21 protein-coding genes are annotated in these 22491 nt (G+C 32.4%); 3 read left to right on the top strand and 18 right to left on the bottom strand.

What is annotated here, in order from left to right; genetic code table 11:
• Genes BN3004_RS06175 through ftsE form a run of 4 tightly spaced genes read right to left on the bottom strand, consistent with a single transcriptional unit; the run spans position 1 to position 3944 of the window.
• On the bottom strand, positions 1–1233 hold the full coding sequence (locus BN3004_RS06175) for a S41 family peptidase (RefSeq protein WP_058260327.1): 1233 nt from the start codon (positions 1231–1233) through the stop codon (positions 1–3).
• A gap of 11 nt (positions 1234–1244) precedes the next feature.
• Positions 1245–2363 (bottom strand): murein hydrolase activator EnvC family protein, encoded by a 1119-nt coding sequence (locus tag BN3004_RS06170; RefSeq protein WP_058260326.1) that lies wholly within the window; start codon positions 2361–2363, stop codon positions 1245–1247.
• 8 nt (positions 2364–2371) lie between these two features.
• Complete coding sequence (gene ftsX, locus BN3004_RS06165) at positions 2372–3271, bottom strand: permease-like cell division protein FtsX (RefSeq protein WP_058260325.1); 900 nt, start codon at positions 3269–3271, stop codon at positions 2372–2374.
• Complete coding sequence (ftsE, locus tag BN3004_RS06160) at positions 3261–3944, bottom strand: cell division ATP-binding protein FtsE (protein WP_058260324.1); 684 nt, start codon at positions 3942–3944, stop codon at positions 3261–3263. Before ftsE ends, ftsX begins: the two co-directional genes overlap by 11 nt.
• A gap of 95 nt (positions 3945–4039) precedes the next feature.
• Between ftsE and BN3004_RS06155 the strand changes: the two genes are divergently transcribed.
• On the top strand, positions 4040–4615 hold the full coding sequence (locus BN3004_RS06155; RefSeq protein WP_058260323.1) for a 5-formyltetrahydrofolate cyclo-ligase: 576 nt from the start codon (positions 4040–4042) through the stop codon (positions 4613–4615).
• Positions 4612–5805, top strand: a complete 1194-nt coding sequence (locus BN3004_RS06150; protein WP_058260322.1) for a coenzyme F420-0:L-glutamate ligase — start codon at positions 4612–4614, stop codon at positions 5803–5805. Before BN3004_RS06155 ends, BN3004_RS06150 begins: the two co-directional genes overlap by 4 nt.
• Positions 5806–5903: 98 nt before the next feature.
• Here BN3004_RS06150 and BN3004_RS06145 read toward each other — a convergent pair whose 3' ends face one another.
• From BN3004_RS06145 to BN3004_RS06130, 4 genes are all read right to left on the bottom strand, one after another.
• Positions 5904–6983 carry an IS30 family transposase gene (locus tag BN3004_RS06145; protein ID WP_058259272.1) on the bottom strand — a complete coding sequence of 360 codons (1080 nt, stop codon included), beginning with the start codon at positions 6981–6983 and terminating at the stop codon, positions 5904–5906.
• Positions 6984–7161: 178 nt separating this feature from the next.
• On the bottom strand, positions 7162–7656 hold the full coding sequence (locus BN3004_RS06140; RefSeq protein ID WP_058260321.1) for a hypothetical protein: 495 nt from the start codon (positions 7654–7656) through the stop codon (positions 7162–7164).
• 17 nt (positions 7657–7673) lie between these two features.
• Positions 7674–8762 (bottom strand): amidase domain-containing protein, encoded by a 1089-nt coding sequence (locus BN3004_RS06135; protein WP_058260320.1) that lies wholly within the window; start codon positions 8760–8762, stop codon positions 7674–7676.
• Positions 8763–8939: 177 nt separating this feature from the next.
• Positions 8940–9953 carry a M56 family metallopeptidase gene (locus BN3004_RS06130; protein WP_058260319.1) on the bottom strand — a complete coding sequence of 338 codons (1014 nt, stop codon included), beginning with the start codon at positions 9951–9953 and terminating at the stop codon, positions 8940–8942.
• A 119-nt stretch (positions 9954–10072) separates the two neighbouring features.
• Between BN3004_RS06130 and BN3004_RS06125 the strand changes: the two genes are divergently transcribed.
• Positions 10073–11152, top strand: a complete 1080-nt coding sequence (locus BN3004_RS06125; RefSeq protein ID WP_058259272.1) for an IS30 family transposase — start codon at positions 10073–10075, stop codon at positions 11150–11152.
• A 422-nt stretch (positions 11153–11574) separates the two neighbouring features.
• On the opposite strand, the gene BN3004_RS06120 is transcribed toward BN3004_RS06125, so the two are convergent.
• The 10 genes from BN3004_RS06120 to BN3004_RS06075 form a co-directional block, all read right to left on the bottom strand.
• Complete coding sequence (locus BN3004_RS06120; protein WP_058260318.1) at positions 11575–11979, bottom strand: BlaI/MecI/CopY family transcriptional regulator; 405 nt, start codon at positions 11977–11979, stop codon at positions 11575–11577.
• Between the two features lie 161 nt (positions 11980–12140).
• A complete protein-coding gene (gene tkt, locus BN3004_RS06115; protein ID WP_058260317.1) occupies positions 12141–14120 on the bottom strand; it encodes a transketolase in 1980 nt (659 codons plus the stop codon).
• Positions 14121–14132: 12 nt separating this feature from the next.
• Positions 14133–14900 carry a WecB/TagA/CpsF family glycosyltransferase gene (locus BN3004_RS06110; RefSeq protein ID WP_058260316.1) on the bottom strand — a complete coding sequence of 256 codons (768 nt, stop codon included), beginning with the start codon at positions 14898–14900 and terminating at the stop codon, positions 14133–14135.
• Positions 14890–17079, bottom strand: coding sequence for a polysaccharide pyruvyl transferase CsaB (csaB, locus tag BN3004_RS08455; protein ID WP_196792488.1), 2190 nt, complete (start codon positions 17077–17079; stop codon positions 14890–14892). The genes BN3004_RS06110 and csaB overlap by 11 nt, the downstream gene beginning before the upstream one ends.
• Positions 17057–18592: an O-antigen ligase family protein gene (locus BN3004_RS06100; protein WP_242854206.1), complete on the bottom strand. Its 1536-nt coding sequence runs from the start codon at positions 18590–18592 to the stop codon at positions 17057–17059. Before BN3004_RS06100 ends, csaB begins: the two co-directional genes overlap by 23 nt.
• A 1-nt stretch (position 18593) precedes the next feature.
• Entirely contained in the window at positions 18594–19088 is a 495-nt protein-coding gene (locus tag BN3004_RS06095; RefSeq protein ID WP_058260314.1) for a DUF4330 domain-containing protein, read from the bottom strand.
• Positions 19072–19554: a DUF4330 family protein gene (locus BN3004_RS06090; RefSeq protein WP_058260313.1), complete on the bottom strand. Its 483-nt coding sequence runs from the start codon at positions 19552–19554 to the stop codon at positions 19072–19074. Before BN3004_RS06090 ends, BN3004_RS06095 begins: the two co-directional genes overlap by 17 nt.
• The gene (locus BN3004_RS06085) at positions 19555–20739 is read right to left on the bottom strand and encodes a glycosyltransferase (protein WP_058260312.1); all 1185 of its coding nucleotides are present in this window, start codon (positions 20737–20739) and stop codon (positions 19555–19557) included.
• A gap of 46 nt (positions 20740–20785) precedes the next feature.
• Complete coding sequence (locus BN3004_RS06080) at positions 20786–22054, bottom strand: nucleotide sugar dehydrogenase (RefSeq protein ID WP_058260311.1); 1269 nt, start codon at positions 22052–22054, stop codon at positions 20786–20788.
• Positions 22055–22085: 31 nt separating this feature from the next.
• Positions 22086–22430: a type II toxin-antitoxin system PemK/MazF family toxin gene (locus BN3004_RS06075; protein ID WP_058260310.1), complete on the bottom strand. Its 345-nt coding sequence runs from the start codon at positions 22428–22430 to the stop codon at positions 22086–22088.
• Positions 22431–22491 lie beyond the last annotated feature (61 nt).

The following is a 22491-nucleotide window of genomic DNA, read 5'->3' as shown; positions in this document are numbered from 1 at the left end:
CTATTTATTTAATATTTCTATAGCTTTTTGTATTTGATTGTCTTTGTCAAGATTATCTATAGATATAGTTTTTACTTCTTCATTTAATTCTACTTTTACATCTGGTGCTATGCCCTTGCCATGTATATTAACTCCGCTAGGTGTATAATAAGCGCTCGTTGTAAGTTTTAGGCCTTCTCCATCTGGCATATTATATACAGTTTGTACTATGCCCTTACCAAAGGTTTGTGTACCAACTATAGTTGCTCTCTTTCTATCTTTAAGCGCGCCAGCAACTATTTCTGAAGCTGATGCAGATCCCTTGTTGACAAGAACAACTATCTTGATATCGTCTGCGCCTTTAGTAGCGTTTATCGTTTCTTTATTGTTTTGCTTATCAAGTGTGTACATGATTAAGCCGCCATCAAGAAAAGTATTAACTACTTGTGTTGATGTTGTTAAGAGTCCACCTGGATTGTTTCTTAAATCTAGTATTAGCTTAGTCATACCTTGCTTCTTAAGCTCTTTATATTGCTTATCGAAGTCATTATATGTTGGTGTATCAAAACCTGATATGCTTATATAGCCAATATTATCTTTTAAAAGCTTTGATGAAACAGTTTGCACTTTAATTATTTCTCTAACAATATCAAAGTCTAAGAACTGTGCTTTACCATTTTTATCTCTTCTTAATATAGTTATTTTAACCTTTTCACCAGGCTTACCTCTCATAATCTTTACAGCGTCATCCATCTTATCAGCAGTAAAGTCTTCTCCGTTAATCTTTATGATCTTATCATCAGTCTTTAAGCCCGCTCTATCAGCTGGTGTGCCCTTCATTGGTGAAACTATAGTTATTAAGTTGTCATCAATTGACCCACTTACGTATATACCAAGGCCAGCGAACTCGCCGTCAGTCTCTTCATTAAACTTTTTATATTCATCTTCAGTCATGTAGTATGAGTATGGATCGTTTAAACTACTTACAGCGCCTTTAAGCATGCCCATAAGAACGTCGTAATCATCAGCCTTCTTATAGTAATTTTTGTCAATCATACTCTTAACTTCATTTATTCTCTCTAAAACATATTCGTCATCAAGTTTTTTATCCGTCTTTTCGTTATCCTCTTTTTTGGCAATGATTGTCGAATCAACACCTTTGCTCTTTGAATTGCCTATATTGTACGAAATAAGATTACTAGTAAAGAATAAAGCTAGGACCAATATAGTTATTAATACTTTCTTTAATTTCATTTTATCCTCCGTTATCTAAGCCAATTTATTGGGTTTGTGAAATTACCGTTCTTTCTTACTTCAAAATGTAAGTGCGGAGCAGTTGAGAAGCCAGTTGATCCAACTTTGGCTATTGCTTGACCTTTTTTAACTTTCGCTCCCTTACTCTTTAATAATCTCGAGCAGTGTCCGTAGCCAGTAACTATCTTTCCTCCATGGTCAACTAGTATTAGGTTGCCATAGCCAGCATATTTGCCAGAGAAAATTACTGTGCCATCTGCTGCTGCAACGATATTTGTACCTGTTGGAGCAGGTATGTCAATACCGGTGTGTAATCTTTTTATCTTAAATATAGGATGATTTCTATATCCATAGCCTGAACTAATTCTAGTATGACCAGGTAGTGGCCAGCCAAGCTTACCGCCTACAAACTTTTGAGTGTTCGATTGAAGCTTAAGTATTTGCGCACCAAGATTCTTAGAGTCTTGCTCGAGTTTTGCCAGACTCTTTTTTGCCTTTTCTATATCATTTTTTAATATTGAAAATTGTTTTTCTTGTTCTGATTTTAACTTGGATACTTCATCTTTTTGACTAGCTAGTTTGTTTTTGTTCTCAACTTGAGTGTTCTTTAAGCTTTCTAGTGAAGATTTTATCTTAACAATGTTATCAACTTCGCCTTCAATGCTTGCGATGAGATCTTGATCTCTCTTGGCCATCTTTTGAACCATGTTTTTCTTGGAAAGATAATCATCCAAAGATTTAGATGAAAGAAGTACTGTAACATAATTATCATCACTATTCATATACATACTTCTTAGTCTCTTTCTAAACAAAGCATCATTTTCTTTTAGTCTTTTTTGAGCATCATCAAGCTCAATAGTCTTTTGAGCTATCTTATTATCAGTATTTTTAATAGCGTTGTTCAGACTATCTATACTCGAGTTTAAAGATGAAATACTATTTCCATACTTAACTATATTGTTATAAACGTTTGTAGATTCTTTTTGTTTCGTGTTTATCTCAGTTTTAGTGTCCTTTATCTTCTTGTCAACATTTTTCTTCTTGTTTTTTAGCTTTCCTGCAGCAAACACAGTTTGAAAACTTAAGGCTAATATTAATAAAACAATTATCAATCTCTTCTTATTAAACAAATAATCACCTATACCTTCAATAACTTCTTAAGTGAACTGATGCTACCAAGCATACCAATTCCAACTCCTAATGTCACAAATATAATACTAAAGTCTGTAATAATATTCTCTGGGCTAACTAAGGCATCACTAAGCATTCCATTTTTTGATCCAGCTAGATAATCGTATACATATGAGTAGCCAAATTTTACACATAGTATTGCGATAAGCGCTGCAATTAGGCCTATCATTATACCCTCGAATACATATGGGCCAGTGATGTAGCCGTTAGTTGCTCCAACATACTTCATAATCTCAATTTCTTTCTTTCTTGAGCTTATGGATAATCTTATAGTATTTGATATTAAAAATATTGAGATGAATATTAAAGCTATGATTAAACCAAAACCGCCTATCTGCATATACTTAGATATTTTTAGTAAATGTATTACTTCATCAGATAAATACCTTACATCTTCAACGCCTGGCATCATCTTGATCTCTCCAGCAACATCATTTATCTTTTCTATATCATTAACATGAATCTTGAACGCATTTGGTAGTGGATTATCTTCCTTGTATTCTTCAAGTAAGTAGCTCTTATTTTCCCATTGTTCAAACATGCTTTCTAGGCCTTCATCTTTGGAGATAAATTTAACTTCTTTAACTTCATCTATATCCTTGATCTTTTCCTCCATGTCCTTAATGCCATCATCATCAACGCCATCTAGTAAAAAGACCTTTACTTCATTTATCTTTTCTTTAGTGTCACCAACAACTTTATTAACACTTAAAACTATAATCAATACAGTTGAAAGTATTAACAAAACCGAAAGTATCGATACTATTGCTGCTAAGGCCATGTTGAAGTGCCTTGCTATCCCTTTAAATCCATCTTTAATTATATTTATTATCTCTCTAAATTTCACAGTAGTACCCACCTTCATAAACATCACTTATAACATTACCGTGGTTTAAAGTGATTACTCTCTTTTTCATCTCGTCAACGATGTTCTTCGCATGCGTTGCCATGACTATGGTTGTGCCTCTATTGTTGATATCTTGCAATAGGTTCATTATTTCCCATGCAGTATCTGAGTCGAGGTTACCTGTTGGCTCGTCCGCAATGATAACATCTGGCTTATTTACTAAAGCTCTGGCAATAGCAGTCCTTTGGCACTCGCCTCCTGAAAGTTGATGGGGATAAGACTTTGCCTTATCACTTAGACCAACCATGCTTAGTATAATAGGCACACTTCTTCTAATCTCTCTAGGCTTCTTGCCGATAATCTCCATAGCAAAAGCAACGTTTTCATAAACAGTCTTGTTAGGTAAAAGTCTAAAGTCTTGAAAAACAACTCCTATATACCTTCTGATATATGGAATCTTTCTGTTACTAACATCAGTTATGTCTTCATTGTTCAAATATATCTTGCCGCTCGTGGGCCTAATTTCTTTCAATATTAATTTTGTCAAAGTTGACTTGCCTGCCCCAGATGGTCCTATCAAAAATACAAACTCACCCGGTTTGATGTGTATGTTTATATCATTAAGAGCAAGAACTTCGCCATATTTTTTACTTACGTTTTCTAATCTAATCAAAAATATAACACCTCTTGTCATTTATAATCGTTTTGTGGTAGAATATACATATATATTATAATACAAAATGCTTAAAAAATAAAGGGGGAATTTCTTTGAACAAGAAAACACTAAGATCTCAGCTCTTAGAGACAAGAAAAAATATCTCCGAAGAAGATAGACTTAATAAGTCAAAGATAATAATCGATAAGCTGATGGCAACTCACGAGTATAAGAACGCTACTAATATCATGGCCTTTGCTAGCTTTGATACCGAGGTTAATACTCACGATTTTATCAAGACTTCACTTGCTAATGGCAAGAGAATCATATTACCTATATCAATCAAAGAAGACAGAAGTCTTTTTTTACAAGAAATTACAAATTTTGATGAACTAAAACCATCTACTTATGGTATACTAGAACCAGAGAAGAAAGAAAATTTTGATAGAAATAAACTTGACCTAGTCATAGTTCCCGGTGTTGCCTTTGACCACAGAGGCTTCAGGATGGGCTACGGCGGCGGTTATTACGACAGATTCTTAGCCTCACTTGATAAGAGAACTAAGATTGTCGCTATCAATTTTGAGGAGCTATATGTATATAGAGTTATTATTAGCAGGTACGATATGAAAGTTCCTGTCCTTATAACAGATAGAAAAATAAGAAATTTCCAAAGGAGATCAAGATGAAAAGATATATTGGTACAAATGTAATGGGCTTGAGATGCCCTATAATAAAAGCTGGCGATGATATTGTTGACATCACTGTTGACACTATATTAAAAGCAAGCGAAGCCGGTAATTTTAAAATTAATGACAGAGACGTCGTTGGCTTAACTGAATCGATAGTTGCTAAGTCTATGAATAACTTTGCAACAGTTGATGACATAACTCATGACGTAAAAAACAAATTTAACTGCGATGAGGTTGCCTTAATACATCCTATCATGAGTAGAAACAGATTTGCAATTTGCTTAAAAGGTATTGCTAAAGCTTTCAAAAAAGTATATGTCTTATTTAGCTACCCTCATGACGAAGTTGGTAACCACCTATGCGACCCAGATGAACTAGATAACTTTGACATCAATCCTTATGGTGAGATAGTTGAAGAAAAAGAATTCAAGAAATGCTTTCCAAATACAAAACACATATTTACTAATGTTGACTATATTGAATACTACAAGGAAATAATTGAAGAAGCAGGTGCTGAAGCAGTTATGCTATTTGGCAATAACGAAAGAAATGTACTGAAATACACTAAAAACATCTTAGTATGCAGTATACACACTCGCGTCAGAACTAAAGAAAAGCTTAAAAAAGCAGGCGCAGAAAAGATATTCTGTCTATCTGAAATACTTGATACATCCATTGACGGTTCAGGCTTTAACGAAAAATATGGTCTACTTGGCTCAAACAAATCTACAGAAAACAAGATAAAACTATTCCCAAGAGATTGCGAAAAAATCGTTTACGCTATTCAAGATAAAATTCTAGAAAAGACTGGCAAAAAAATTGAAGTCCTTGTTTATGGTGATGGTGCTTTCAAAGATCCAGTTGGTAAGATATGGGAACTAGCTGACCCAGTTGTCTCCCCTGCTTTTACAGATGGCTTAAAAGGTACGCCAAACGAAATAAAACTTAAGTACATCGCTGACAATAGCTTTGCAGAATTAAAAGGAGAAGAGCTAGAAGAAGCAATTAAGGAAAAGATTCACAATAAAGACAGTAATCTGGTTGGCTCGATGGAGTCACAAGGAACAACACCAAGACAATTAACAGACCTTATAGGCTCCTTATGTGATCTAACAAGCGGTAGCGGCGATAAAGGAACTCCTGTTGTCTATATAAAAGGCTACTTCGATAATTTTTCAGAAGAATAATAAAGAATAAATATATAAATTGCAACAATAAGTTAGCCACCCAGACATCATATAGACTAAATGTATAGTATAGCTTAAAAGTATTTATTTTTATTAAACTAGATACTTTTAAGCTGTTTTATTTCCTTTATGAACTCTTCTTTTGCAGTTTTGTAATTAAAGATTTTTCTTGGCAAATTATTCATCCACTCGTTTATTCTGTATATTTTTTCTTTTGATACTTCTTCTATTGATGTGCCTTTTTGTATAAATCTTCGTATTAATTTATGTTGACATTCACTAGTTCCTCTTTCCCATGATGTATATGGATGACAAAAATATATATCTACATATTCTGCTAATTCTGATAAGCTTGAAAATTCTGAACCATTATCTGATGTTATACTTTTAAATATTTCTTTGTTTAACTGCGCATTATCTTTTAAGAATTTAAGTCCAATGTCTACTGCATCGGGTGTTTTTCCATGTATTTTTATCAGCTTTTCATATCTTGTTTTTCTTTCTACTAATGTAAGTAGTACTGGATCTGTCTTTTTCTTTTTACCTATAACTGTATCTATTTCCCAGTGGCCGAATTCTTCTCTTGTTTGTATTTTATCTGGTCTTTCTTCTATGGATATGCCAAGCTTTTTCTTGTTTTGTCTTGTTCTTCTTGTGCTATTTTTGTTTTTTCTCTTTACTTTTTCTAGTAGATCTATATTTTTTGTTTTCATTAGTGACTTATTTATCCAGTTGTAGAGGCTTTTTGTTGATGGTATTTCTGATGATGGAAAGAGTCTATTTGCTTTTGCGTATCCAACACATACATCTGGAGACCATTTATCTTTTAACATTTTATTGTCTGCCCATTTAAGAAATTCGACTATATCTATATATTTTGGTCTTCTTCCGCAAGAAGATCTATTGTTTATATATACCTCATAATTAGTTAAGGCAAAGTATTTTTCATCGTAGTAAGTATATGTTTTGTTATTACTTTTTATTATTCTCTTTTGCTTTACTGTGCCTTTCTTTATTGCGTTGTTTATTGTCTGCGGGGCTCTATTTAGCCTTCTTGCTATCTCTCTGTTGCTATGTCCATCTATTTTCCATGCCTGTATTAATGACATTTCATGTAGTGATAGATGTGAATTTTTCTTGCGTTCTGTAAATTCTATGGTATAATTTATATGAGTCATGTGTACCTCCGTATAGTTGTTTTTTTGTTTGTTACTAATACTATACCATATGTACACATGATTTTTTTATTTGGTGGCTAAGTTAATTATACAATCTTCCTAAAGAATAAATATAAAAGGCGACTAGAAATAATTCTAATCGCCTTTAAAATGTTTTCCGATCATATTTGAGCAAAAACTAATTTGTAAGTTTTTCCTCTGCTTTTATTACTTTACCATCTTTTGTTTCAGCAATATAAATTCTATTTGCTAAATCCTCGTTTGTTTTAAATAAGGAAGCAAAATCCTTAAAACTTTCAAAAGTATATTTCCTGTCTTCACCAATATCCTTTGAATATTTCTCTGCGTTATCAATAATCGTTATTTTTGTATTTTCATCAACTTTTAGCATATCCTTATTATCTAATTCCTTATAATAAAAACCACCTGGATATTCATCTTCAGGTATTTCTAACCTTTCTAGTTCCTTTTTATCTTCTTCTAAGAAGTAATTTAAAAGTATAACTTCTTGTGCTTCTATCTCTGTTTCATTTACTTTTAAAAATTTGTAAGTTTTAACTACGCTTTCCTTAGAATCACCCTTTTCATTATTTGATACATCTTTATTGCAAGCAAATAATGAAAGTGTAAAAATTAATAATGTTGTTAATAATAATATTTTTTTCTTGTTCATATTTACCACGCGCATTATTAATAGTAATTGTAGAATGAAACATTTATAGAATCTGGTCTGTAAACAGTATTTCTTGATGCTCTTCTACCATGCTCAGTATATTTTATAGTAACAGAATCCCCATATGTTACTAGAGCTACATGAGATGTATCTAACCAATTCATAATGCAACCAGCACTTATACTCGATTCATCTCTTTCTCTATAGAAATATCCGTTATCAACCATATAAGGAACAACTCCTCCGTTATTATTATGACCTGTTCTAAACCAATTAATTCCAGGCCATCCACCCCAATGACTTGCTCTATACCAATCGCCACTTCTATCTTCAGGTATTCCTCCTTCATTTAAAGCTTTTGATACAAAATTAGCACAATCTGATCCATTAACTTCGCTAGAAGGAAATTCTTGCTCTGAATATGCATTGTCTAATGCCCAGTTTCTTGCAGCTATCCTGTCGTAGTACGTTCTCCTTCTAGATATAGATTTAATTTTTTGTACTTGTAATTTTTCTAGCATATTTTTAGTTTCCATTAGCCCATTATTATAGTCTTTTTCAGTATTAGGCTTAACAAGATTGTTCGCACTATAAAGTGTTACTTCATCTGCATCTACTCTATAATAGAACTTATCCAATGGGTTCATGCTGTATTTAACTGTATATTTATTAGATAAATCAGATGTTTTAACAGCATAAGTAAAAGTAGAACGATCTCTTACTCCATAGCATTCTTTTTCAATCTCTTCTAAACGTGCATTAATGTCTTTTTCTATTTCCATCTTTTCTATATTATCAAGTTTTTCAACGCCATCTTTAAGACCTTTAAAGTATTCAAAATCTTTAGGATGTTTAATTAAAGTCATATCGACATACACATTAATACCAGTATAATCTTCATTATTATACTTGAATGAAAATGTTTCAAACTCAAAATTTTCTAACTTATATAGGTCTTCATAATCATTGATTATTTGATTCACGATTGGAGAAAAATCAATTTCTTCTCTTCTTTCGATTTCGTCAGCACTAATTGCTTGTACGGTTGTAAATATCATTACAAGAACCAATGATAATATTGTTACTAATCTTAACTTTTTGTTCATAATAATCCTCCTTTTTTAATAACGAACAAAATTAAATGTTTATATACTAATATATAAGTAAATTAAATTTTAACACCTACTTGTTCTCTTTTATATACAATTATATTAATTACTTAAAATTTTAGTTAGCATAATAATTATAAGTAATTAATGGCTTACCATATAGGTTCAAGGTTATTACCTTGTATATGATTTTATGCTAATTCTTCCAGTCAAAGAATTAGTTGACTTGTTACTAATTAACACCTCATATTTGCAATCCTCTAAAGTCTTCATTTTAATTATAACGTTATCATTAAATTCTTTTTCATATACCACTTTATTACTTTCTATAATAATGATAGTGTATTTAATTCCACCATTGCAGTTTAGTCCAGACAATTTAATAGTAAATCCGTTATAATTTGTTCCTCCCCAGTTTGAGTTATCAAATAAATAATTAGTATATTCTAATTTTCCAAGTCTTAAATTATTATTTACATTTACAGATTTTAATTGTGCTGTATATATGTCATTTAATTTTAGTTTACTATATTCTTCTTCACTTATAATATGAATTCTTCCATCAGAATTGTCAACACTTTGAAACTCTACTTCTGTTCCAATAACTTCTATCCTATCTTTCTCTAATTTAACTACACTAGCAAAAACTGGTATGCTAAAAAGAAATGTTAAAGCGAATATAAATGAGCCTAGTATTGTTTTTTTGTAATTTTTCATTATAATCATCCTTTCTAAATTTGGATTCAATTTTAAAGTTACTTCATCTCTTTTTACTGAATTGCTCATAAGTTGAAACATTGACTTACAGTAGCCTTTTCTTGATTCTAAAGTATCTCCCAATCTTGAAATGACCTCTTTGTCTGTAAAGATTTCGATATCTTGCTCTAGATATTTCAAACTTACAATAAGTAGTGGATTACACCAGAATACACAAGCTACAATATTTACTATATGATTAAATAAGATATGAAATTTTTTTATATGTGTCAGCTCATGCATCATAACATACTTTAATAACTCTTCATCATCTAGTATATATGACTGGAGAATTATTTTAGGTTTAAATAAGCCATATGTCACTGGTGTTTTTAAATTATTATTTATATAAATACTGACTGTCCTTCTTAATTTAAAAGACTTTATATAATCTATGCACTTATTTTCATGTATTATTTTTGAGTCCTTCATAATTTTATTAAATTTTATAGGAAGATTGTATAATTAACTTAGCCACCAAATAAAAAAATCATGTGTACATATGGTATAGTATTAGTAACAAACAAAAAAACAACTATACGGAGGTACACATGACTCATATAAATTATACCATAGAATTTACAGAACGCAAGAAAAATTCACATCTATCACTACATGAAATGTCATTAATACAGGCATGGAAAATAGATGGACATAGCAACAGAGAGATAGCAAGAAGGCTAAATAGAGCCCCGCAGACAATAAACAACGCAATAAAGAAAGGCACAGTAAAGCAAAAGAGAATAATAAAAAGTAATAACAAAACATATACTTACTACGATGAAAAATACTTTGCCTTAACTAATTATGAGGTATATATAAACAATAGATCTTCTTGCGGAAGAAGACCAAAATATATAGATATAGTCGAATTTCTTAAATGGGCAGACAATAAAATGTTAAAAGATAAATGGTCTCCAGATGTATGTGTTGGATACGCAAAAGCAAATAGACTCTTTCCATCATCAGAAATACCATCAACAAAAAGCCTCTACAACTGGATAAATAAGTCACTAATGAAAACAAAAAATATAGATCTACTAGAAAAAGTAAAGAGAAAAAACAAAAATAGCACAAGAAGAACAAGACAAAACAAGAAAAAGCTTGGCATATCCATAGAAGAAAGACCAGATAAAATACAAACAAGAGAAGAATTCGGCCACTGGGAAATAGATACAGTTATAGGTAAAAAGAAAAAGACAGATCCAGTACTACTTACATTAGTAGAAAGAAAAACAAGATATGAAAAGCTGATAAAAATACATGGAAAAACACCCGATGCAGTAGACATTGGACTTAAATTCTTAAAAGATAATGCGCAGTTAAACAAAGAAATATTTAAAAGTATAACATCAGATAATGGTTCAGAATTTTCAAGCTTATCAGAATTAGCAGAATATGTAGATATATATTTTTGTCATCCATATACATCATGGGAAAGAGGAACTAGTGAATGTCAACATAAATTAATACGAAGATTTATACAAAAAGGCACATCAATAGAAGAAGTATCAAAAGAAAAAATATACAGAATAAACGAGTGGATGAATAATTTGCCAAGAAAAATCTTTAATTACAAAACTGCAAAAGAAGAGTTCATAAAGGAAATAAAACAGCTTAAAAGTATCTAGTTTAATAAAAATAAATACTTTTAAGCTATACTATACATTTAGTCTATATGATGTCTGGGTGGCTAACTTATTGTTGCAATTTATAATTAAATTTTATATATTTATATAGAACATAGCACAAAATAATCACTGTTACTATATAACGATTAATTGGATATAATACATAACTTGCCTTCTGTGACATTAATCTTATAACTGAGTCAATATAACTTAAGATGTATAATATAAAATTAAATACCTTATTGGAGTTAAATTCTTCAATTCTGATTAAAATTTGATATGGACATATTAAGTATATAAATAAGAATGCCCATAAAATAATACTTGCTGATTTAAAAGCATTTTTGTTTAAATATTTTCTTACGAGTAAAATTAATATTATTAGCAAGAAACTTTTAAAACTTTTTAGCAAAGCATATTCATTATATATGTCTACTATCACCTTTACTATCCTCTACCTCAAAATTTTCTAATAAGTTTTTCATTTCTTCAAGTTCTTCTTCTGAAACTTTTTCTGTGCTTAAAAATGTTTTACACATATTTACAAGAGATCCTTTAAACAATTTTTGAAATGCTTCTTTTTGCTTACTAAGTAAAGTTTCTTCACGCGACATAATAATACTAATCGTATATTTTGGATAACGCCTATCCAAGACTCCCTTTTCTATTAATCTGCCGATGAATGTATAAGCAGAAGTTTTACTAATTCCATATTTTTCTTTTAAAATTTTGGACAATTCTAAAGCTTGTATTTCTCCGTTCTCATCTAAAACATCTCCTTGCCATAGAAGCTCCATAACTTGTAATTCACCATTTGATAAATCCATATTATACCTCCTATTTCATTTTCATTTATCTTAATATTTTCAACTCGAATATATCATATTTCATAAGAAAAGTCAAGTACTTTCTATAAATTATTAATTGTTTTTACGCATAAAAATACCCTCTCTACTTCTAATGAGTAAAGAGGGTTTTATAATTTTAACTATTTTTCTATAAGTTTACTTACTTCTTCTTCAACGTGTTCTTTAGTAATTCCGTATTTTTCGAATAATACTTTTCCTGGCGCAGATGAACCGAATCTATCGATACCTATTGCAGTACCTTCTAAGCCGACAAACTTGCCCCAAGGCATTGTTGAAAGTGCTTCAACTGATACTCTTCTCTTAACATTTGATGGAAGTATCTTTTCGATGTATTCTTTATCTTGTCTTAAGAATATCTCTTGTGATGGCATACTAACAACTCTTATCGATTTGCCTTTTGCTTCTAAATCCTTAGCTGCTTCTATTGACAAAGCTACTTCTGATCCTGTAGCTATGATTATAGCGTCGATTGCATCCTTTGCTTCTTTATGAACAATGTATGCGCCCTTTAAAGCTTCTTCAGATGAATTGTCAAGAAGTTTTAGTCCTTGTCTTGAAAGTATCAAGCATGTTGGTGTTTCTTTGCTCATGAGTGCGCTTTGCCAAGCGTAAATTACTTCTCTTGAGTCAGCAGGTCTAATTACGTTGATGTTTGGTATACTTCTAAGCATAGCTAAGTGCTCTATAGGTTGATGTGTTGGTCCGTCTTCGCCAACGCCTATGCTGTCGTGAGTTAATATATATATAGCTGGTAAATTCATTAGTGATGCTAGTCTTATTGATGGCTTCATATAGTCTGAGAAGACTAAGAATGTTGCCGCATATGATCTTAGACCACCGTGTAATAAAATACCATTGCAAATAGCTGCCATTGCATGTTCCCTAACACCAAAGTGAATGTTTCTTCCTTCTGGACATTCGCTTGAGAAGTACTTTTCATCATTCATTACTGATTTGTTTGATGGACCTAAGTCTGCTGAACCGCCTATTATATTTTCTAATACATGGCTTACTTTGTTAAGAACTTTTCCAGATGAAGCTCTTGACGCGTCGTCTTTAAGCTCTATATCAGTACAAGCCTTTAATACTTCTTCACTTACTTCTCCGTCATAGAAACTCATAAGCTTGTCATAATCAGCTTTATACTTAGCTTTATAAGCTTCTAATTGCTTGTGCCATTCTTCATCATATTTATCAAGCTCTTCGCACTTTTCTTTCATGTAATCAAGAACGTCTTGACTCACATTAAAGCCTTCTTCTTCATAAGTAAGATTCTTTCTAAGTGCTGCAAGTGATTCAGCTCCAAGCGGTGCGCCGTGAGCGCCTGCAGTACCTTCCTTGCCAGTTGCGCCAAAACCTATCTTAGTCTTGATTTCGATTAGTGTTGGCTTATCAGTGCTCTTCTTTGCTTCAGCTATAGCCTTTGATATGGCCTCGATATCATTACCATCTTCAACTAATAAAGTATTCCAGCCAAGTGCTTCATATCTTGCTCTGACATTTTCAGTGAAAGCTACTTCTGTATCTCCTTCTATGGTAATGTTGTTTGAGTCATATAAAACAACTAATTTATTTAACTTAAGTGTTCCTGCTAAGGATGATGCTTCGTTTGAGATACCTTCTTGAAGACAGCCATCGCCGCAAAGTATATAGGTCATGTGGTCAATAAGCTTGTTATCATCTTTATTAAATAATGCTGCTAAATGCCTTTCAGCAATCGCCATACCAACACCCATAGCAATACCTTGGCCAAGTGGTCCAGTGCTTGCTTCAACGCCTTTTGTGTGCATGTACTCAGGGTGACCTGGTGTAAGTGAGTCAAATTGTCTGAAATTTTCTAAGTCTTCGATCTTTAAGCCATAGCCATATAAATTAAGTAGTGAGTATAAAAGCATAGATCCATGTCCTGCAGATAAGATAAATCTGTCTCTGTTTATCCAATCAGGATTCTTTGGATTGTGTTTTAAGTGCTCATTAAATAATGTAAATGCTGCTGGCGCTGCTCCTAGTGGCAAGCCAGGGTGGCCTGAATTTGCCTTCTCTATCGCTTCAGCTGATAGAACTCTAATTGTGTTTATCACCTTTTGTTTAACGTCCATATTAACCTCCTATTATTCTTTATCTATATACTCTACTGCGTTTTTTGTAAATATTATCTTAATTAAAAATTTTGGTATATCTAATTGTCGTTTAAATCGTTTTGGCTCTTTGATTAACCTATATAGCCACTCCATCCCTATTTTTCTTATAAAAGCTGGTGCTATCTTGACATTGCCTGCCAGTACATCTATGACGCCGCCATTAGCAATAGCTAGTTTGGTTTTTAATTTATCTTTATTATAATAGATAAATTTTTCTTGGTAGCCAGCGCCCATACCTACGAAGATGGCGTCTGCCTTTGAATCATTTATCTTTTGTATTAAAGCCTCTTCTTCGTAACATGAAGCGTGACCGTTGTGGCTACCATTGAAATATCCGTTGTTGTAGCCTGCTATGACGATGTTTGGATAATCATGATTGATTCTTTCAATAGCTTTTTCAGCTATGCCAGGCTTAGCTCCTAATAAGAATAGTGAGAGGCATTTCTCATTCATTAGCTCTAAGATCTTAATTGATGTATCGTAGCCGGTTACTCTTGATTTAAGTGGCTTCTTTTTTAGTTTTGATGCAATTATTAATCCAATTCCGTCACATAAGTTTAGTGAGGCTGAGTTAATAATTTTCTTAAACTCCTCATCTCTTCCTGCTCTCATAACTATTTCTGGATTTGGCGTATATATATAATTTAGTTCATCACTATCAAAAAAACCATCTATCTTGTTCATGGTCTCATCCATGTCAATATTATTTATTCTAACACCTAATATTTTAATGTCCATTAGCATCATCCTCTAAAAGTTTTAGTGCAAGCTTACTTGCCTCTATCGCCTTTTTCTTATTCTCTTCATTAATAGTACTTAAATTAGAGATAAAAGCTTCTCTATTCTCTTTAATGTACTTATACGCTTTTAGTAAATCATCATAATTAATTGCGTCAACGTCGATGTTTATGCTCTCATCAAAGTCTTTTAGCAGTGTCTCTGTCTTTGGATCATAAGAAAGACCAATGAATGGCACGTTTTGATGTATTGCGTATATCATAGCATGAAGCCTCATGGCCACGATAAAGTCAGCGTTCTTCATAAGACTCATGAGTATCTCAACTGGATACTTTTCATTGATAATCTTACTTGATTTTAAATTTGCCGCAATTTTTTCTGAGATAGTCGTATCTCTAGGTGTTTGCATAGGCATAAAGACGATGTTTTTGCCCTCATCAATAAGGTAGTTTAAAAACTTACTTAGCTCAGCTATAAGCTTTTCGTCATCCATCCACGATCTAATTGAGACCAAAACTGTATCCTCATTTATATCAAATTTCTTGTGAACACTTTCATCGCTAGCCTCTTTTAAATTAAAGACTGGATCTGATAAGACTTTTATATTTGGATTGTTAACGCCGATGGACTTTATAAAATCATACGAGTCCTTGTCTCTAAGCGTAATATAGTCAACTTTATTAAGTACTCTTCGTGTGATATTTCTATTAAATCTCTTATTTATAGGCCCAACACCATTGGAGTAGACAAAAACTTTTTTCTTGTAGCGCTTAGCGAGCTTCATAATTAACAAGTAGTACCAAATTGATCTTGAACTTGTCTTGTCTTGAAGTAAACTTCCGCCACCACTTATAAGCATATCAGCTGCCTTTAAACTTTTTCTTACATCAAAGAATTTAAATCTATCAACGGCAGCTACGCCATATTCCCTCTCAGTTAAGTCTGGATCTTTTGATAGAACTTTAATATTTAGATAAGGATCCAATGACTTAAATGATTCTATAATTGATTTAAGTATAGCATCATCCCCCGAGTTTGAAAAGCCGAAGTAGCCCGACATAATTATTTTCTTTGAGACTATCTTCTTGTAAATATCTACATGTTTCTCAGCCATCTTGATGTGAGTGAAATTATCAATTATTCTATTATAAAGATTTTCGCCAAGCTTTTTTCGCTCATCAGCATTATTTTTTAAATCAAGTATGTGCGCTGCTAAGGCCTTGTAATCTTGTTTTTCGAATAATTTTCCTGTCTCTCCGTCAAGTATGATCTTTGGTATACCACCAACTTTAGATGCAATGGTCGCCTTCTTTAATGAGCCTCCCTCCATGATAACGTATGGGAATGACTCACTCAAACTGCATAAGACATTTATATCTATCGCGTTAAGAAAATCGTATGGATGCTCTTCGTTGCCTAAGAAATAAACATTATCTTCTAAAGCTAGCTCTTTACTTAGGCTCAATAAGTGCTCCTTATCTTGACCGTCTCCCGCAATTAAGAATATGACTGATTTATCTTTATCAATTACTTCTCTTGCCGCTCTTAAAAATGTCTCGTGGTCTTTAACCTTATCTAGTCTAGCTAAGATACCGACTATGAACTTATCCTTATAAGCAATATTTTTTTCTTTTAAATAGCTTTCTTTGTCCTTAATATCTCTATCTTCTAAAAATATACCATTATATATAGTAAATATTTTATTCTTATCAAAGCCTCTACTTACAAGCATATCCTTAAAACTATCAGAAACTGCTATGTAATTGTCAAATCTTTTTAAGGCAAACTTGTTAAGATTGGTAAAAACTATATTCTTATAAAAATTATCTTTAAAGTCTAATAAATAATCGCTGTGAACTGTAGTTATAAACTTAGCATTGACTTTCTTCTTCAAAAAGTAGCTTATAAGGTTAGCTCTTGCTCCATGTGAATGAACTATCTCATAATTTTCACTCTCAATAAGGTCCTTGAGCTTATTAACGACAGAAAAATCAAATCTGCTTCTTTGTTCAATGACCTCTACGTCTATACCGTGCTTTTTTAAGTCTTCAGCAAAAGGTCCATAGATAAAGCAAACTAATTTTACTTCTACTTTGTCTTTTAAACCGCATAGCAGATTTATGATGTGTGTCTTTGCTCCGCCAGTGTCTCCGCCACTAATTAGATGAAGTACTTTCATAATCAATTCCTTTATTTCTTAGTCCCATGATAAGTGCTGCATACATAACAAAATATATGATCATAGCTGGGAACTCAAATATGTTTTCAACAGAGTTTTGAATTAAGACGCCTAAAGCGCCGCAAAATAGTCCGCATGCTAGTATCTTATTATCTAAGTTCTTTTGTGTAAAAACTACTTTTAATGTAGATATTAAAAATCCAAGTATCATAAAACCTATTGCACATATACCATAGTAGCCTGTTTCGACAAGTGTTTTTAAGTAGTAGTTATCTAAGTAAAATGGCGATAAATCGTTATTTAAAGCAACTGCTCCGCCATATCTACCAAGGCCAACGCCCCAAAACTTATGCTTTGACCAAACTTTTAAGCCAATTGTCCATCTATATATCCTGCCTCCACTAGCTGATTTAAACATGTATTCTGGTGTTAGCATGTATAATAATCTTGTTGATAGTGAGTTGCCTGAAACTATAAACAAAGAGCCGAGTATTACGAATGGCGTAAGTACACGCACATTTGTAAATAGTATAAAGACGAAGATGGCTAGTGCAAAGGCAATCCACGCGCCTCTTGAGTATGTTAATAGTAATCCTAAGAGCATAACCATGACTTCAATAAAATATATGGCTTTTGATTTTTTATTCTTTTCAATTAAAAATAAAGCTATTGCAAGTGGTATTATTAGTACAAATAGTACGCCAAGTATATTAGGCGAGCCTACTATTGAAAAGGCTCTTACCTTTATTGATTCGCTTGAGTCAATCCAGTTGCCTGGCATTTTGACTTTGAATATGAATTGATATAAGGCGTGTAAACCGAGTAAAAATCCGCCGTGCATTATAAACTTTGAACTTGTCTTGACAATATTTTCATTTGTTAAAAATTGTACAAAGATGTAGTACCATAGAATGTGTTGGAACATAGCTCTAAAGCCTTCTATAGCTATCTTAGTGTTCGGTTGTACTACAAGCACATGTATTACACCTAGAATGAAGTATACAGCTAGCACAAAGCCAAATGGAGTGAAATTATATCTAATGCTTCCATTTGAGTTCATCCTTCTCATTGCTATATAAAAAACCATGAATAAAAAGTAAAATTCATCCCAGTAGTTTGCAAACGAGCTAAGTCCAGGTATCCTTCTGATTATATAGTCAGTAAATATATATGCTACAATTACTAAAACAAAAATAAAGCCAAAGTAGTTTACACCAGTAAGCTTAATAAAGCCCTTGTAAATGATTGACTCATGAAATGCAGTATTAAATTTATCGACTATGTCACGGATAAAGCTTTCTTTGTATACCTTATTTAACTTTTTATAAAATCTAGACATCTTTTCATCTAGTTTAGCTAATAATTTGTATAGATGACTGCCTTTTAAACTATCATTGTAAGTTCTTAGTTTATATTGCGGTTTTGTATAGTCAAATAGAAAGCTTGATCTAAGTAGAGACAGTATATAGATGTATATTCTATAAAAAAGGCTCTCTTTAAATAGTTTTTCCATCTTAATCAACTTTCTTCCTATCAGCTATAAGCGCACTAAGTCTATAATTGTCAGACTCTAAGAATATTGTTGAGCCAAGTCTTAGCTCTTGCTTGCCAAACTTAAGCGAGTTGTTTACATGTGAAAAATCGCCTTCTATAGTAACTATAGTCTTTTCCTTAAGTGGATCAATTACTTTTTTTACCTCACCATTGTCATCAACTGTATTTACATAGAAGTCTTCTCTTTTAATATCTTTAACGAAGATGTCGAAGTGATTTTTCATTTCGCCTAGTTGGTCGCCTACTCTTATACAATCTGTATTGCCTTTATCTTCATATAAATATAGTGTCGCCTCATACTTTTCAGTTGTTTTGCCTAAAGTTATGTCGGCAACATCTTTTCTCATTAGTTTTAGCGAAGCAAAGAAAACTAAGGCTATTACAATCAATACAGCTATTATATCTAATAGACTTACTTTACCAAATAATCTTAATTTATTATCTATTATTTTCATCTACTTCCTCCACATTTGTTATATAGCCAAGATATGCGTGATCCTTAGTCTTAACGTACATATCAACGCCTGCTTTTATCTCTTGTCCTCCTAAAGACATGTAAGGACCAGTATAGTTGACATTAGCCTTAATCTTAAGTATAGGGTTAACAAATTCTGCATCGTCAACTACAACGATCTCACCGTTAGTCTTTACTAGTTCATTCTTTTTAGCTTGTATATCAACGCTTATTATTTCGCCGTCTTGAAATGTTTCTTGCGCAAATAGCTTATCTCCCGGCTTCAAATCCTTGATAGCGTCTCTTGTAATGTCATCTTTAGCTTCTGCGGTGATGATAACTGTTCTTTTTTCTTCTTTACCTATGTTTGACTTAATATTTTTTCTATTGACAAGTAAAAATATTAGCACTAAGAAGATTAATATAATAAATATATCGAAAATATTAATCTTAAATTTCTTCTTCATTTATTCCTCCAAAATTTTATTTATAATATTGTTTAGCTCTTCAGCTTGTGCTTGTCTTGAATATTTTTTTATTAGCTCTTTATCGCCATAATAATTATTCTCGTTCTTATAGTTTTCGTATAGCCTCATTATAGCGTTTTTAATCTCTATAGTCTCTCCAGGTTCTGCAACAAGGCCAGTCTTTGTCTCTTCTATAAGCTCTCCTGCTGCTCCATGCTTAGGAACTATAGCTAAAATGTTTTTATATGCTCTTAGATACTCAAAAACTTTTCCTGTGTAGAAGTTCTCAGAGCCTTTGCCCTTACCAATAAGAAGCAATAGCACATCCGCTTCAAGTAGCTTTCTTATTGACTCTTCATGAGCTAGATAAGATAGATAATTAATTTCTTTTTCAAAATTATATGTTTTTTTATACTCTTCTATTTGAGATTCTTTTACATTGCCTGCAATATTTATCCTAATCTCATTCTTATCGATTTTACCTTCATCTACAAGCTCTTTTAAGGCTGATAAAAATTCATGCAAATTCCTTCTGCCATATAGAGCACCTGTGTGAATAAAAGTAAATTTATCGCTTTCTTCTTTAGGATATATGCCTAAAAAGTCTTCTTCGTCGTAACCGTTCGGTATATATGTGGACTTGCCCTTAAGCTCAGGTAAGTCTGCTATAAAGTTATCGAGCATAAATCTAGTGTTTGTAATAAAGTAATCGCACTTAGAATTTATTTCAAGCTCAGTCTTTTTAGATGCTTTCATCTTCATTCTTGATGAAAAGCTATCCAAATGGAATGGATTATTTGTCCACTCATCTCTATAGTCAACTATCCACTTCATCTTCGGAAACTTTTCTTTTAAGTATAAGCCAAATAGATGAGCCGAATATGGGTAACTTGTAGTATATATCACATCTGGATTGAATTCTAGAGCTATCTTTTCTATCTCTTTTTTATTAAATTTATACCAAAAAACTTCTGCATCAGGAAGAGCAAAAAACTTAGCATAGACTTTTTTAAATAGACCGCTGTTATTAATATCATGGGCCTTAAGTCTAATAACTTTGACATTTTCTGGAACATCTTTTAATAAGCTATCGTCTTTTAAATCCTTACTAGCGTCTTTCGACACAACTAAAACTTCATTGCCAAGCCTTGATAGGTATTTTACAAACTTTAAACTTCTTTGCACACCGCTTCCACCTATTGGCGGGAATTGATTTGCAATAAATAATATCCTACTCAAATTCCCCACTACCTAATAAATAATAATTAAAGCCTAAAGCTTCTACTTTTTCTCTATCAACATAGTTTCTTGTGTCAAAAATATTCTTTTTATTCATAATTTTCTTTATTTCTTTGTAGTCAAGGAAACAGAATTGTCCATGATTTACTCCTAAAACCAATAAATCTGCGCCTGTAACTACTGCGCGTATGTCATCATAAAGTTCATTAAATTCAAGAATTTGATCATTCTTAAATGGATCGTAAACAGCTACATTGTAATCATCTTTCAATAAAGCAATAAGATGAGTTATTGGGCTTTCTCTAAAGTCATCTATATTTGGCTTAAATGAAGAACCAAGTATAGCTATCTTAGAGCCTTTATCAACTATTTTCCTTATCTTATCCGCAGTAAACTTAGGCATAGAGTCATTTATATCTCTAGCTTGATGAATTAACTTGGAATTTTCCTTATCTGCTGTTACTAAGAACCATGGGTCTACGGATATGCAGTGTCCTCCAACACCTGGTCCTGGTGTATGAACATTTACTCTTGGGTGTTTATTAGCTAATTCAATTAGTTCCCACACATTGACTCCAAGTGTGTCACAAATCTTAAGCATTTCATTTGCAAGAGCTATGTTGACGTCTCTGAATGTGTTTTCTAATAGCTTACATACTTCAGCTGTTGTTGCGTCTGTTGTAAATACTTCTGCATCAACAAAAGTTTTATACACATCTCTAACTATTTCGGCAGATTTTGCATCTACTCCACCTACTACTCTATGGTTGTTCTTTAGCTCATATAAAATATTTCCTGGAATAACTCTTTCAGGACTATGAGCTAAATATATGTCTTCTGAAACTTTTAAGCCAGACTTTTCAAGTATAGGCTTGACCACATCTTCAGTTGTGCGTGGTGGCGATGTTGATTCAAGAACAACAGTATCACCTTTTTTAATAACTTTTAATATGTCGTGACAAGCATCCTTAATGTACTTTAAGTCGCAGCTCTTGTCATCATTAAATGGTGTTCCTACGCATATTATATACATATCGGCTTCATGAATCCTATCTGAAACTTCTATCCTTCCTTCTTCAAGAGCTTTGTCTAGAACTTCTTTAAGTCCTGGCTCATCTATCTCTAAAGTTCCATTCTTAATCTTTTCGATTTTTTCCTTAACTGGATCATATCCAAAAACCTTGAAATGATCACTTAGTATTGTGGCTGTTGGTAAGCCAATATATCCTAATCCTAATACGGAAATGCTTTTAATATTCATTATTTCCTCCTAAATTTTCTATATGTAAAAATTATTTAGTCAATGCTAAACTTATCTTTAGTCCCTCGTCAACCTTTGCCATAAGCTTATCAGTTACACTGCCTATCTTTTCTCTTAATCTTTTCTTATCAATAGTTCTGATCTGTTCAAGCAAAATTACACTATCCTTAGGCAAGCCAAATTCCGGTCCATCTATCTCTATATGGGTCGGTAGTTTAGATTTATTCAGTTGGCTTGTAATTGCCGCAACAATGATGGTCGGTGAATACTTGTTGCCGACATCGTTTTGCACGACAATAACTGGCCTCACACCGCCTTGTTCAGAGCCTATGACAGGTGATAAATCTGCATATATAATATCACCTCTTTTAATCATATTCTCACATCCTTTCTGATAAGTAAGACAATTATATTATAAGTTAAAATCGCTTATAAGT

The organism is Fenollaria timonensis, assembly GCF_001457835.1.
In the GTDB taxonomy this organism is placed as follows: domain Bacteria; phylum Bacillota; class Clostridia; order Tissierellales; family Peptoniphilaceae; genus Fenollaria; species Fenollaria timonensis.
This window is presented reverse-complemented; position numbering and strand designations above follow the sequence as displayed.